General features: G+C 63.7%; 13 protein-coding genes. 6 read left to right on the top strand and 7 right to left on the bottom strand.

Annotation, left to right across the window (positions count from 1 at the left end):
• Positions 1–47 precede the first annotated feature (47 nt).
• Positions 48–572, top strand: a complete 525-nt coding sequence (locus G8767_RS10740; protein WP_003944789.1) for a hypothetical protein — start codon at positions 48–50, stop codon at positions 570–572.
• 64 nt (positions 573–636) lie between these two features.
• Here the strand turns inward: G8767_RS10740 and G8767_RS10735 are convergent, their stop codons facing one another.
• A complete protein-coding gene (locus tag G8767_RS10735) occupies positions 637–1,509 on the bottom strand; it encodes a tRNA (adenine-N1)-methyltransferase (protein WP_172436545.1) in 873 nt (290 codons plus the stop codon).
• A gap of 189 nt (positions 1,510–1,698) precedes the next feature.
• On the opposite strand from G8767_RS10735, the gene G8767_RS10730 reads away from it, so the two are divergent.
• Together G8767_RS10730 and G8767_RS10725 are read left to right on the top strand one after the other, a co-directional pair.
• A complete protein-coding gene (locus tag G8767_RS10730) occupies positions 1,699–2,589 on the top strand; it encodes a RecB family exonuclease (RefSeq protein ID WP_166810149.1) in 891 nt (296 codons plus the stop codon).
• A gap of 1 nt (position 2,590) precedes the next feature.
• Positions 2,591–3,400 carry a thioesterase family protein gene (locus tag G8767_RS10725; RefSeq protein ID WP_095970084.1) on the top strand — a complete coding sequence of 270 codons (810 nt, stop codon included), beginning with the start codon at positions 2,591–2,593 and terminating at the stop codon, positions 3,398–3,400.
• A gap of 46 nt (positions 3,401–3,446) precedes the next feature.
• Here the strand turns inward: G8767_RS10725 and hisG are convergent, their stop codons facing one another.
• From hisG to metH, 6 genes are all read right to left on the bottom strand, one after another.
• Complete coding sequence (hisG, locus tag G8767_RS10720) at positions 3,447–4,298, bottom strand: ATP phosphoribosyltransferase (protein ID WP_095970083.1); 852 nt, start codon at positions 4,296–4,298, stop codon at positions 3,447–3,449.
• Between the two features lie 97 nt (positions 4,299–4,395).
• A complete protein-coding gene (locus tag G8767_RS10715) occupies positions 4,396–4,677 on the bottom strand; it encodes a phosphoribosyl-ATP diphosphatase (protein ID WP_172436544.1) in 282 nt (93 codons plus the stop codon).
• Between the two features lie 41 nt (positions 4,678–4,718).
• A complete protein-coding gene (locus G8767_RS10710) occupies positions 4,719–5,633 on the bottom strand; it encodes a pseudouridine synthase (RefSeq protein ID WP_166810148.1) in 915 nt (304 codons plus the stop codon).
• Positions 5,634–5,636: 3 nt separating this feature from the next.
• Complete coding sequence (locus G8767_RS10705; RefSeq protein WP_124568545.1) at positions 5,637–6,497, bottom strand: rhodanese-related sulfurtransferase; 861 nt, start codon at positions 6,495–6,497, stop codon at positions 5,637–5,639.
• Between the two features lie 12 nt (positions 6,498–6,509).
• Positions 6,510–7,208, bottom strand: a complete 699-nt coding sequence (locus G8767_RS10700; RefSeq protein WP_095970080.1) for an HAD family phosphatase — start codon at positions 7,206–7,208, stop codon at positions 6,510–6,512.
• Positions 7,201–10,770: a methionine synthase gene (gene metH, locus G8767_RS10695; protein ID WP_124568544.1), complete on the bottom strand. Its 3,570-nt coding sequence runs from the start codon at positions 10,768–10,770 to the stop codon at positions 7,201–7,203. Before metH ends, G8767_RS10700 begins: the two co-directional genes overlap by 8 nt.
• 168 nt (positions 10,771–10,938) lie before the next feature.
• On the opposite strand from metH, the gene G8767_RS10690 reads away from it, so the two are divergent.
• The 3 genes from G8767_RS10690 to G8767_RS10680 all read left to right on the top strand — a co-directional run bounded on the left by G8767_RS10690 (position 10,939) and on the right by G8767_RS10680 (position 14,186).
• Positions 10,939–11,793 carry a PAC2 family protein gene (locus tag G8767_RS10690; RefSeq protein WP_223257810.1) on the top strand — a complete coding sequence of 285 codons (855 nt, stop codon included), beginning with the start codon at positions 10,939–10,941 and terminating at the stop codon, positions 11,791–11,793.
• Between the two features lie 44 nt (positions 11,794–11,837).
• A complete protein-coding gene (locus tag G8767_RS10685; protein WP_166810249.1) occupies positions 11,838–12,953 on the top strand; it encodes an MFS transporter in 1,116 nt (371 codons plus the stop codon).
• 147 nt (positions 12,954–13,100) lie between these two features.
• Complete coding sequence (locus G8767_RS10680) at positions 13,101–14,186, top strand: hypothetical protein (protein ID WP_095970076.1); 1,086 nt, start codon at positions 13,101–13,103, stop codon at positions 14,184–14,186.
• Positions 14,187–14,199 lie beyond the last annotated feature (13 nt).

The following is a 14,199-nucleotide window of genomic DNA, read 5'->3' as shown; positions in this document are numbered from 1 at the left end:
CAAGATGGAGACAGCGCCTGTCTCTCTTTACAACGAAAGGTAACGCTGTGATCATCCGCAAGACTCTCATCAGCGCTTGTGCCGTCGCTGCCGTCCTGACCATGGGTGCATGCAGCTCGGACGACAACAAGGACTCGACGGCTGCCAGCTCGACTTCCGCCGCCGCCTCGAGCACCACGGCCAAGGCCTCGGCTTCCGCCACGACGTCAGCTGCCGCTGCCGCTGCGGCTCCGACGGCCGAGGAGCTCAACGCTTCGCTCGTCGCTCTGATCGATCCGGCCAAGCCGATCGAGGAGAAGACCGCTCTGGTGGTCGACGGAACCAAGCGTCAGGCCAACATCGAGACGATGAGTGCTGCGCTGGGCGGTAACCCGGCCTACGCGATCACGTTCAACGTGGACAACGTCAAGGTTGACGGTCAGACTGCAACCGCAGACGTCGCGGTCGTCAGCCCGCACGGCGCCGCACCGGCCACCCCGTGGACCTGGGAGCTCGAAGACGGCTCCTGGAAGCTGTCCGACACCTCGGCTTGCGTGCTCCTGGAAATGGGCCGCGCTTCCTGCACCGCATAACTTCCAGCTACAACAAGAGCGGCGATCCGGTATCCGGATCGCCGCTCTTGTTGTTTTCGTCTGGTTACTTGGCCGCGGTGTTCGAGCCCTTGCCCGCACGCCGCTGAGGCTTCGGTGTGACCGTTCCTTCGGCCAGACGACGAGCGCTCACGAGGAACGCGGTGTGGCCTTGCATCCGATGCTCGGGGCGCACCGCCAAACCGACGACGTGCCAGCCGCGAACGATCGATTCCCACGAGCGGGGCTCGGTCCAGCATTCCTGCTCGCGCATCGCTTCGACGACCTTCGAGAGCTGAGTAACGGTCGCGACGTAGACGATCAGAACGCCGCCCGGGACGAGGGCCTTCGAAACGGCGGGTAGAACGTCCCACGGAGCCAACATGTCGAGTACGACGCGATCGACCTTGCCGCCGTGCGCTTCCGGATCGAACTCCGCGAGATCGGCGATGGTCAGTTCCCAGTTCGGCGGACGTTCACCGAAGAAGGTCTCGACGTTGCGAACCGCATGTTCGGCATGATCGTCGCGGACCTCGTAGGAGATGACCTTGCCTTCGGGTCCGACGGCACGCAGTAGTGAACACGTCAATGCGCCGGAGCCGGCTCCGGCTTCGAGCACGCGCGCTCCGGGGAAGACGTCGCCCTCGTGGACGATCTGAGCCGCGTCCTTCGGGTAGATGACCTGGGCACCGCGCGGCATGGAGAGCACGTAGTCCACCAGTAGCGGACGCAGGGCGAGGTAGGGCGTGCCGTTGACGGACTTGACGACGCTGCCCTCGTCGGCGCCGATCAGATCGTTGTGAACGATTCCGCCCTTGTGGGTGTGGTACTCACGGTTCGCCTCGAGGACGATCGTGTAGTGGCGTCCCTTGCCGTCGGTCAGCTGGACTCGGTCACCGACTCGGAAGGGCCCGGAAGGACGCTTTCCCGGCGCAGTGATGTCAGCTTCTGGAAGCTCTTGTTCGGGAATCTCGGCGACAGCGGACTGCACAACCTCATCCACTTCGGTCGTGCCTTCTTCTGGTTGTAGCTCGTTCGCCATGCGCAGATGATCCCTGTTCGTTTGTTTCCGGTGTCCTCGCCACCGGCTCCGACGGAGTTGTCGGACCAACCGCATAGCCTGCCAGGTGTGAGCTCTGTCGAATTGCCAGCCCCCACTCCAACGGGTGCAACATCACAGGAGCGCCCGCGTAGTCGGCCGGCGCTCTCTCCGTCCCGAGCAGGTGACTACAAGCAGTGTCCCCTGCTCTACCGGTTTCGAGCGGTCGACAGAATTCCGGAAACACCTACCAGGGCCCAGGTCAGAGGCACCGTCGTGCACGCTGCGCTGGAAGCTCTGTTTGCACTTCCGACCGGCCATCGGGTGCCGGACCGCGCGGCCGAGCTCGTCCGTCCCGCGTGGGAACGTGTCAGTGCCGAGAGCCCCGAGGCTGCTGATCTGATTCCGGAGGACGAACTGGACACGTTTCTCGGCGAAGTCGCCAAGCTGGTCGCGACGTACTACACACTCGAAGATCCCACTCGATTCGATGCCGAGGCGTGCGAGGTGTACGTCGAGACCGAATTGGACAACGGCGTTCGACTCCGCGGCTTCGTCGACCGGATCGACGTAGCGCCGACGGGTGAGGTGCGGGTGGTCGACTACAAGACCGGGAAGGCGCCCCGCGAGTTCACCGAATCCAAGGCGCTCTTCCAGATGAAGTTCTACGCGCTCGTACTGTTGCGCACTCGCGGAATCGTTCCCGCGCAACTGCGGCTGATCTATCTGGCCTCCGGCTCGATTCTCACGTACGCCCCGGACCACGACGAGCTGATCAGATTCGAACGGACCCTCTCTGCCATTTGGAAAGCGATCCTCGCAGCAGGTGCGACCGGAGACTTCAGACCCAAGCCTGGCAAACTGTGCGACTGGTGCGATCACAAGTCACTGTGCCCCTCGTTCGGCGGAACACCTCCGCCGTATCCAGGATGGCCTGATCTGTTGAGCACCGAACCTGTTGCCGCAAAGGAGAATTCATAACATGACGGACAGTTCGTACTACCGCTACCTCGGAACGACGGAGGAAGGGCACGAGCGGTTCGCGAGCACGCAGGCAACTGTCAGCATCTGGGGCCCGACGCTGCAGCACGGCGCTCCCCCGTCGGCGCTGTTGGTTCGAGCCCTCGAGCGGTGCGGTGCGCGCGACGAAACCCGTCTCACGCGCGTTGTCGTCGAGATTCTCGGACCGATTCCGATTGCCGACCTCGAAGTACGGTCCTGGATCGAACGACCCGGTCGCCGAATCGAATTGATCGTTGCCGAGCTGTGGGCGACGACTGCCGACGGATCTGCACGCGCCGTCGCGCGCGGAACGGCCTGGCGGATGGAGACAGTCGATACCGGCGACGTCGTCCACGTTGTCGATCCTCCACTCGAACCCCGCGACAGCGGCACCCCGGGCGTTCTCGAGGGCCTCTGGAGCGTCGGCTATCTCAAGACTCTCGACTGGTCCTGGATTGCTCCGATCGGGTGTGTCGGAACCGGGAAGGTATGGGCGCGCCCCAAGCCCGAGCTGGTCGAGGGCGAGAAGATGTCTGCTCTCGAGCGTTTGTTCGCGGTGGCGGACATCTCCAACGGCGTCGGCGCCAAGCTCGACCCGGAGCACTGGACGTTCCTCAACACCGATCTCACGGTGCATGTCTTCCGTGTGCCCGAGGGCGAGTGGGTCGGTGTCGCCGCCGAAACCACCACCGGTCCGGACGGCGTCGGTATGTGTGCGGGAGTGCTCTACGACGAGCAGGGTGCCGTCGGCCGCATCGCCCAGACTCTGCAGATTCGCGCCCGTTCCTGATTTCCGGGAACGGGCGCGAATGCGCGTAAATCTATTCGGGCAGTGATCAGAAAGCGCGTACCGAGCGGATGTTCGACGCGAGGATGGCCTTGGCGCCGAGTTCCGCCAAGGCATCCATCACCTGGTTGTGCCCCTTGATCGGGACCATTGCGCGAACCGCGACCCAGTCGGGATCGGCCAACGGCGAGAGGGTCGGCGACTCCATACCCGGGGTCATCTTGATGGCGTCGTCGAGGATGGTGCGCGGGCAGTCGTAGTCGATCATCAGATTCTGCTGAGCGAAGACGATTCCGCGTACGCGTTCGATGAGCTGGTTGCGTGCGGGATCGTCCTGCGGAGCGCCGGTGCGCTCGATCAGGACACCTTCGGAATCGCAGAGCGATTCACCGAAAGCAACGAGGTTGTGTTGACGGAGAGTGCGACCCGACCCGACCACGTCGGCGATTGCGTCGGCGACACCGAGCTGAATCGAGATCTCCACGGCGCCGTCGAGACGGATGACGGTGGCGTCGAGTCCACGATCGGTGAGGTCCTTGCGGACGAGGTTCGGGTACGACGTCGCAATGCGCAGGCCGGACAGATCCTCGACCGTCCAATCCTTGCCGGCCGGTGCTGCGTAGCGGAACGACGAACGGCCGAACCCCAGCGACAGACGCTCGGACACGGGAGCTCCCGAGTCGCCGGCGAGGTCGCGACCGGTGATGCCGAGATCGAGCTCACCGGAGCCGACGTAGATCGCAATGTCCTTGGGGCGCAAGAAAAAGAACTCGACCTGGTTGGCAGGATCCAGGACCGTCAGATCACGGGAATCGGTGCGTCGACGGTAGCCGGCCTCGCTGAGAATCTCGGCGGCGGACTCGGACAGTGAGCCTTTGTTGGGAACTGCTACGCGCAGCATGGTGGATGTCCTTTCGGAAGGTGTGGGTGACGTGAGACGACGTGAATCGGAAGCCCTGGACGAGCGAGATAGCGAACATCTCGCTGGTCAGCTCCGATCACAGATGTCGGTACACGTCCTCGAGGGTCAGTCCGCGACCGACCATCAACACCTGCGTCCAGTACAGCAGCTGGGAAATTTCCTCGGCTAGCTGCTCATCGCTCTGGTATTCCGCAGCGATCCACACTTCACCGGCTTCCTCGATGACCTTTTTGCCCTGAGCATGCACACCGGCGTCGAGGGCGGCGACAGTGCCGGACCCCTCGGGGCGAGTAGCAGCACGCTCGGTCAATTCGGCGAACAAGGATTCGAAGGTCTTCACGGGTAGACATTCTTTCACGAGGACGGAAGCGGTTTTCACACCCCCACGAACAGCGGTGTTCACAGGCCCGCGTCGAGGGTGCGCGAACTCACGAATCTGCGGGTCTGCCCGGTGATCGGATCCGGGTACTCGAGTGCCCTCGCCAACAACCGCAATGGCGTGGAGAAGTCGCCGGGCACCGCAGGCAGATACTCGGGGTAGTAATTGTCACCGACGATCGGGACGCCAAGCGAGTTGAGGTGCAGGCGAAGCTGATGGGTCCGGCCGGTCCGTGGGAGCAACCTGTATCGCCCGAGAGTCCGGCCGGCCGAGTCGGTGATCACCTCGATCAGGTCGATCGAGGTCTCACTGTTCGGCTCGCCGTCGATCTCGGTAGCCGTCATCTCGCCGTGAACTTTATTGATGCGGCTAAGCACCGTGCGTGGGAAAGTCAGCTCCTGATCGAAGCCTGCGATCGCCTCGTATTCCTTGACGATCCGCTGCTCGGCAAAAAGTTCCTGGTACGGCCGTCGTAGGTCCGGTGTCACCGTGAAGACGATGACACCCGCCGTCATTCGGTCGAGGCGGTGAACGGGCGCCAGATCGGGAAGATCCAAGTCACGACGCAGCCGCACGACGGCGCTTTCGACGATGTGCGCTCCCCGCGGAATGGTCGCCAGGAAGTGCGGCTTGTCGATCACGAGAATCGAGTCGTCGCGGTACAAGATCTCGATCTCGTGCGGTACCGGAATCTCGGGCGCCGGCTCGCGGTAGAAGTACACGAAACGGGTCGGCTGATAGGGCGTTCGGCTCGTGATCTTCCGCCCGTGCTCGTCGACGACGTCCCCGGCGTCGACGAGGCCCGTCCACAGGTCCCGCTCCCCCGGGTGCTCGCCGATCAGATGCTCGAGGACGGTACGCGCCGACGACTCCGCCGGCATCCGTAGCCGGTCAGGTCCGAGACCGTTTCGGATCGGCAACGGAGCCTTGGGCACTGCTCAGTCCTGCTCGAGGTCTGGTGAACAACTCTCGCAGAGCAATTCGAGCGTTCGGCCGTCGCCGTCGATCCGGTTGCGGTACCGCGGTGTCGGAGTACCACAATCGACGCACACGCCGAGTGTCTTGGCTTCGGATGAGAACTCGATGTTCATCCGCTTGTCGAACACGTACAGGGAACCGTCCCAGAGACCGCGGTCGCCGAAAGTTTCGCCGTAACGGACGATTCCGCCGTCCAACTGGTAGACCTCGTCGAAGCCACGTGAGCGCATCAGCGAAGACAACACCTCGCAGCGCACGCCGCCGGTGCAGTACGTGACTACGGCTTTGCCCTTGAGATGGTCGTATTTGCCGCTGTCGAGTTCGTCGACGAAATCGCGAGTGGTGGCGACGTCCGGAACTATCGCATCTCGGAAACGACCGATCTCGGCTTCGAAGGCATTGCGCCCGTCGAAGAACACGACGTCGTCACCGCGACTGTCGACGAGTTCGTGTAGTTCCTTGGGTGCCAGGTGAACTCCGCCGCCGACAACACCGTTCTCGTCGACTTTCAGCTCGTCGGGGGCTCCGAACGTCACTATCTCCGAGCGGGCCTTGACGCTGAGACGGGGGAAGTCGTTCCCGAGTCCGTCCGACCACTTGATGTCCGCGGTACGGAAGGGCTCGTAGCCACGCGTACCGCGGACATATCGCTTGACGTCTTCGATGTCTCCACCGACCGTCGCATTGATCCCGTGAGGCGAGACGATGATTCGGCCGGTGAGGTTGTTGGACTCGGCCAGGCTGTGCTGCCACAGCTTGATCGCTTCCGGGTCCGCCAACGGCGTGAACTGGTAGAAGAGAACAATTTTCGGAATAGCCACAGCAAATCCAGCCTAACGTGCCGCGCTCGAGTGAACGTCGTGAAGATCGTGAATGGACAAGTCCACCAGAGACTCTCGAAACACGCGTCCAGGGCCGGCCGGGACATCGACCTCACACGGAACGACGAGCACCGCGCAACCCGCAGCGTCGGCCGACGCCGTGCCGGTCGGCGAGTCCTCGATCGCGAGGCACTGCGCCGGCTCGAGCCCGAGTAGGTGCGCGCCGCGCAGGTACGGATCCGCCGCCGGTTTCCCGTTGGGGACCTCGTCGCCGCACACCGAGTGGTCGAAGAACTCACGGCCGAGCATCCCGAGTGCCCGATCGACCAGAACTCGCTCGGTGTTGGTGACCAGTGCGGAACGCAGACCACCGTCACGCACGGTCGACAGTGCATCGCGAGCACCCGGCCGCCAGGTCACGCCGTCCTCGAACAGATCGCCGACGCGGGTGTACATCCAGTCCTTCGCCTCGGCGATGGCATCGGGATGCTTCTCCAAGCCGAGCGCGTCGAACACCGTCGCCAAAGCGAAGGGGCTCGACGCGCCGATGACGGCGACGCGTGTCGCTTCCGTCATCGGTCCGCCCAGGCGTAGGGACAGCTCACGAAGCGCGATGTCCCACAGCTTCTCCGAATCGAGCAGGGTGCCGTCCATGTCCCACAGCACACCCCCGAGGGTCGATTCGGATACTTCGGTCAACAACTCAGACATTGAAATACTTTGCTTCCGGGTGGTGCAGGACAAAAGCGTCCGTGGACTGCTCGGGATGCAGCTGCAGTTCCTCGGACAGTTCGACGCCGATTCGCTCGGGTTCGAGTAGCGCAACCAACTTGGCACGATCCTCGAGATCCGGGCACGCGCCGTATCCGAACGAGTAACGAGCGCCGCGGTACTCGAGGTCGAAGTAACCGGCGACCTCGGTGGGATCCTGTTCCGCGACGGTGTGACCCTCGGGAAGCACAAGCTCTTCACGAACGCGCCGATGCCAGTACTCGGCCAGAGATTCCGTGAGCTGGACGCCGATTCCGTGAACTTCGAGGTAGTCGCGGTACGAGTTCGACGCGAACAATTCGTTGGCGAAGTCCGCGATCGGCTGACCCATCGTCACCAGCTGGAACGGAAGAACGTCGACCTGACCGGTTGCCTCGGCGTCCTTGCGCGAGCGGACGAAGTCCGCAATGCACAGGAATCGATCGCGGTGCTGACGCGGATAGGTGAACCTGAACCGTTCGGGTGCATCCGGTTTGGGCTCGGTGAGCACGATGACGTCGTCGCCCTCCGAGATCGCCGGGAAGTACCCGTACACAACGGCGGCGTGCGCGAGGATGCCCTCGGACGTCAGCCGATCGAGCCAGTACCGAAGCCTCGGACGGCCTTCCGACTCGACCAGTTCCTCATATGTCGGACCGTCGCCCTTGCGCTGACCGCGCAGGCCCCACTGGCCGAGGAAGAGAGCGCGCTCGTCGAGCAGCCCCGAGTACTCGGACAGCGAGATTCCCTTGACGATGCGTGAGCCCCAGAACGGCGGTGTCGGTACCGCGATGTCGGTTGCGACATCGGAACGCTCCGGCAGGACGACGGGAACCGCTGCAGCTTTACGCTTTTCGGCAATGCGCTTGGAACGCTCGTGGCGGGCCTTACGCTCGGCAGCCTTCTCGCGAGCAGCGATGGCCTCCGGGCTGTCCGGCGCGGGGCCACCGCCACGCTTGGTCGTCATGATCTGGTCCATCAAGTTCAGACCCTCGAAGGCGTCGCGGGCATAGCTGACGTCGCCCTCGTACACCTCCTGCAGATCGTTCTCGACGTAGGAGCGCGTGAGCGCCGCACCACCGAGCAGAACCGGGAACTTCTCGGCCACTCCGCGTGCGTTGAGTTCCTGGAGGTTCTCCTTCATCACGACGGTGGACTTCACGAGCAGGCCGGACATGCCGATCACGTCGGCCTTCTTGTCCAACGCGACGTCGAGAATGGTCGCGATCGGCTGCTTGATGCCGATGTTGACGACCTCGTAGCCGTTGTTGCTCAAGATGATGTCGACCAGGTTCTTGCCGATGTCGTGAACGTCGCCCTTGACGGTCGCGATCACGATGCGACCCTTCCCGTCCTCGTCGCTCGCTTCCATGTGCGGTTCGAGGAAGGCCACGGCAGCCTTCATGACCTCGGCCGACTGCAACACGAACGGCAACTGCATCTGACCGGAGCCGAACAGCTCACCGACGGTCTTCATGCCCGACAGCAAGGTCTCGTTGATGATGGCCAGCGGCGGCTTGATCGTCATCGCCTCGGTGAGGTCGTCGTCGAGGCCGTTGCGCTCACCGTCGACGATGCGACGTTCGAGGCGTTCGAACAACGGAAGTCCGGCGAGTTCCTGTGCACGGGACTCACGTGCCGACGCAGCCGATACGCCCTCGAAGAGAGCCATCAGCTTCTGCAGCGGGTCGTAGCCCTCGCTGCGACGGTCGTAGACCAGGTCGAGTGCGGTTTCGCGCTGCTCGTCCGGAATACGGGCCATCGGCAGAATCTTGGACGCGTGAACGATCGCCGTGTCGAGTCCGGCCTCGGTGCACTCGTGCAGGAACACCGAGTTGAGGACCTGGCGAGCGGCCGGGTTCAAACCGAACGAAATGTTCGAGATACCCAGCGTGAAGTGCAGTTCCGGGTACGCAGCCTTGAGCTGACGGATCGCTTCGATGGTCTCGATGCCGTCGCGTCGCACCTCTTCCTGACCGGTGGAGATGGGGAAGGTCAAGGCGTCGACGATGATGTCGGACTCGGCGAGTCCCCAGTTTCCCTTGATGTCCTCGATCAGACGCTTGGCGATGGCCACCTTGGTCTCGGCCGTGCGTGCCTGGCCTTCTTCGTCGATGGTCAGGGCGACGACCGCCGCGCCGTGCTCCTTGACCAACGTCATGATCTTGTGAAAACGCGATTCAGGGCCGGCGCCGTCTTCGTAATTGACGGAGTTGACGGCGCAGCGGCCACCGAGGTGTTCGAGACCGGCCTGCAGCACGGCAGGCTCGGTGGAGTCGAGCATGATCGGCAGCGTCGATGAAGTCGCCAGACGACTGGCCAGTTCCGACATGTCGGCGGCACCGTCGCGGCCCACGTAGTCGACGTTGAGGTCGAGCATGTGTGCGCCGTCGCGAGTCTGGTCCTTGGCGATGTCCAGGCACTTCTGGTAGTCCGCGGAGAGCATTGCCTCGCGGAAAGCCTTGGAGCCGTTGGAGTTCGTGCGTTCACCGATCATCAGGATGCTGGCGTCCTGCTCGAACGGCACCGCCGAGTACAGCGAAGAGGTGCTCGGCTCGTGGATCGGAGTGCGCTGGGCCTTCTCGACCTGACGAACCGCGTCGGCGACGGCGCTGATGTGCTCGGGTGTCGTACCACAGCATCCACCGACGAGACCGAGTCCGAACTCGGAGACGAAACCACTGAGCGCTTCGGCCAATTCGTCGGCGGTCAGCGGGTACTCGGCCCCCTTGGGGCCGAGCTGCGGCAGACCGGCGTTGGGCATGACCGACACCGGCAGCGTCGAGTACTTGGAGAGATGTCGGAGATGTTCGCTCATCTCGGCCGGCCCCGTGGCGCAATTCAGGCCGATCATGTCGATCCCGAGAGGCTCGAGTGCCGTCAATGCTGCACCGATCTCACTACCCAGGAGCATCGTTCCGGTTGTCTCGACCGTCACGTGCGTGATGATCGGCAGCCGCAGTCCGAGTTGCTCCATCGCACGCTGACTGCCGAGGATCGCGGCCTTCACCTGAAGCAGGTCCTGGCAGGTTTCGACGAGGATGGCATCGGCGCCACCGTCGATCATGCCGAGCGCAGCTTCGGTGTACGCATCACGAAGGACTGCATACGGTGCGTGTCCGAGACTGGGGAGCTTGGTTCCCGGTCCCATCGAGCCGAGTACGAAACGGGCCATGCCGTCGCGGCCGGGTCCCATCTCGTCCGCTACTTCGCGGGCGAGAGCAGTGCCTTTTTCCGCGAGCTCGCGGATCCGGTGAGAGATGTCGTAGTCGGCGAGGTTGGGCAGGTTGCAACCGAAGGTGTTGGTCTCGACGGCATCGGCACCAGCGGCGAAGTACGCACGGTGGATGTCTTTGAGCACGTCGGGACGGGTGTCGTTGAGGATCTCATTGCACCCCTCGAGGCCGAGGAAGTCGTCCAGGGTGAGGTCCGCGGCCTGCAACATGGTGCCCATCGCTCCGTCGCCGATGACAACGCGCTGTTTCAGCGCATCAAGCAGGGCAGAGTTAAATGGGGCAGACATGCCGTCCAGAGTAGTGGGCGCACCGACAAGCTCTGGCCGTAGGCTGGGTGGGTGAGTCCAAGTGAGTTCCCCGTCACTCCCGACGGCCCGGTCGATTTCGACGATTCCGCGGCCTTCGAGAGTCCTGACGGCTTTGCCGTCGACAGCAGCGACCGCCTTGAAGGCGACATCCCTGTCCTTCGTGATCCCATCCTCGTTGCAGCTTTCGAGGGCTGGAACGACGCCGGTGACGCGGCCAGTGGTGCGGTCGAACATCTCGAGCTGATCTGGGACGCCCAGCCGCTCGCCGAACTCGATTCCGAGGACTACTACGACTATCAGGTCAACCGTCCCACGGTCCGTCAGGTCGACGGAGTGACCCGCGAAATCGTCTGGCCGGCAACACGTTTGTCGGTCTGTTCACCTCCGGGTAGTGAGAGCGACATCGTCCTGCTTCGCGGGATCGAACCCAACATGCGGTGGCGCAGTTTCTGCGAGGATCTGCTCGAGCTGATCGACCAACTGAACGTCAAGACCGTGGTCATCCTCGGCGCCCTGCTCGCCGACACTCCGCACACCCGCCCGGTACCGGTCACGGGCACGGCGTACAGCAGCGAATCCGCTGCACGATTCAACCTCGAACAGACCCGCTACGAAGGGCCGACGGGCATCACCGGAGTCCTTCAGGACGAGTGTGTTCGTGCTGGTGTACCCGCCATTTCGTTCTGGGCGGCGGTTCCGCACTACGTGTCGCAGCCACCCAACCCGAAGGCCACCGTGGCCCTCCTTCAACGGGTCGAGGATGTGCTCGACATCGAGGTCCCCCTCGGGGAACTCCCGGCTCAATCGGAGGATTGGGAGGAAGCGGTCAACGAAATGACCGCGGACGACGAGGAAATCGGCGAGTACGTGCGCACTCTCGAGGAACGGGGGGACGCCGAGACCGACATCAGTGAAGCGATCTCCAAGATCGACGGCGACGCCATCGCCGCGGAATTCGAGCGCTACCTCAGACGGCGAGGCCCCGGCAGCTTCGGACTGTGAGCAAGAACACCCCAGGAGGCGACGGCGGGAGTCCACAGCGTCCACTGCGCCTCCGGCTGCAACTGATCGCGCTGTACGCCGGCGGGTTCCTCGGCCCGTTCGGCGGCGGTGTGGTTGCTTCCATCCTCCCCGAGATCGGTGACGATCTCGGGGTCGGACCATCGGCGGCAGCCTCTTCGCTCACCGCGTACCTGCTCCCCTTCGCCGCTCTGATGTTGGTGTCGGGGACGCTCGGAACACGCTGGGGCAAAGTCCGGACGGTACGGATCGCATACGGGGTCTACGTTTTCGCGTCGTTGGCATGCTTCCTGGCCCCGACTCTCGAAATCTTTCTGGCCGCCCGGGTACTACAGGGCTCCGCGAACGCATTCACCACACCGCTACTGCTTGCCTCTCTGGCGGCCGCAACACCGCAGGCCCGACTGGGTCGGGCCCTCGGCGCCTTCGGTGCCTTCCAGGCCGCAGGGCAGTCGTCGGCTCCACTGATCGGCGGTCTGGCGGCTGAATTCGACTGGCGTCTTGCCTTTCTCGTCATTGCAGTGGTCGCAGGCATCCTGGGTGCCGTCGGACTCCCGAAGTCGGAAACACCGACAGCGACTGCTCCCGCACGCCTGCGTGATGCACTTCGCCCGGAAGTGCTCCGCATCGGCATCGCTGCACTGCTCGGCTGGGGCGCTCTCGGTGGGCTGAGCTTCCTGCTCGCCTTCCGCTTCGAAGACGAGTTCGGACTGTCCCCCACTGTCCGCGGCCTACTGCTCACCGTCTTCGGTGTGGCCGGCATCCTCTCGGCCCGGCGCATCGGAATCCTCATCGATCGCATCGGCGCACGTTCATCGGTGATGATCGGCGCCCTGGGCGGTGCTGTCCTGGTCTCCATCGTCGGCCTCGCCGGCCTAGTGCCTGTGATCGCGATCGCATGGTTTGTCGCAGGCGTCGCGAGCCAGTTCGTGCTGGTCGGCGTCAATGCGGCGGTACTCGGCTCCGAGGGGCCCAACCGCGGCGGCGCCGTGTCGGTCGTGCAAGCGATGCGCTTCGGCGGCGCTGCCCTCGCTCCCCTGGCGTTGACCCCGATCTACGACTCCTCGCCTGTCGCGAGCTTCCTGATCCCTGCACTACTGCTCGCCGTCGTCGCTCCCCTGGTCATGCCGAAGCAACGCTGATCGGTCTTTGCCATTTTCGGAATTCGAGTTGTGCGGACGGTGAAGTTCGCCGGTGAAAGTGACCACCGTTGTATGTGATGGCGCGACCGATCAATATTCGGAAAATCATGTGTTTCCGTCAACGACAGATATTGATACCATTGGAACATGAGCGAATCTGAGTCGGAACCGGAACGGCCGATCGACATTTTTCGGCGATCGGTTGCCGTCATCGAAGAAAATTTGCCTCCTACCTGGTCTTTGTCGACGCAGCGCTCCCCCGACCTGTCCGAGGCCCCGCTCCGACTCGACCTCCGCTCCCCTGACGGCGCGGTGGCCAAATTCGGCGTCTACGCCGCGCACGGTGTCCTGAGCAGCGACGTTCCCGGTATCGCCGATCGCTTCCCCACCGGTCAATCGGGCTTCGTGTGCGCAAAATATCTGTCCGAGCCCGTGCGCCGGCAGCTCGATTCCCACGCGATCTCGTACGCAGATGCCACGGGCAACGTGTCGTTGACCGCTGATCGACCCGCAGTCTGGGTGCGTGGACGCGGAGCCGACGCCGACCCGTGGCGGGGGCCCGGACGTCCTTCCGGACAGCTGACGGGCGATCCGTCAGCTCGCGTCGTGCGAGCGCTTGCCGATTTCGCGGCGCCGCTGGCGATCACTGCCTTGGTGCGCCTGGCCGGTGCGTCGACGGGAGCAACCTATCGGGTGGTTCAGACACTGTCGGATCGTGAACTGGTGACCAGGCTCCCCCGCGGTGGGATCGGCGACGTCCGATGGCCGAAGATGCTTCGGGAATGGGCAGCTGAAGCCGGCGCCAAAGCGCCGACGCCTCACGGCTTTCACGCACCGGACGGTCTGGAGGCTCTCTTCGATCAACTGCGTCAACTCAGCGGTCACATCTATGCCGGTACCGCTTCGGTGGCCGCTGCGCCCTTTGCTCGGTATGCGCCCACCCGACGTGCTCACTTCCATGCCGACAACGTCGATCAGTTCGCCGACGCTCTCGGCCTGCGGCGAGTGGAATCCGGCGGTGACGTGTGGATCACCGCTCCCCTCTCACCGTCCGCGTTCGACCGATTGCTCACTCGCGACGGCATTCGCATCGTCGCACCCAGCCAGGCGTTCGCCGATCTGCTGGTCGGTCCGGACTCCGACGAGGCGGCAGCCGAGCACCTGCTCACATGGATGATCGAGAACGAATCGCAGTGGCGACGCGCCGCATCCCCTGCTACGGATCGCCCGTAGGAAAAAGAGGGGC

This window comes from Rhodococcus sp. IC4_135, from assembly GCF_011602025.1.
In the GTDB taxonomy this organism is placed as follows: Bacteria; Actinomycetota; Actinomycetes; order Mycobacteriales; family Mycobacteriaceae; genus Rhodococcus_F; species Rhodococcus_F baikonurensis.
This window is presented reverse-complemented; position numbering and strand designations above follow the sequence as displayed.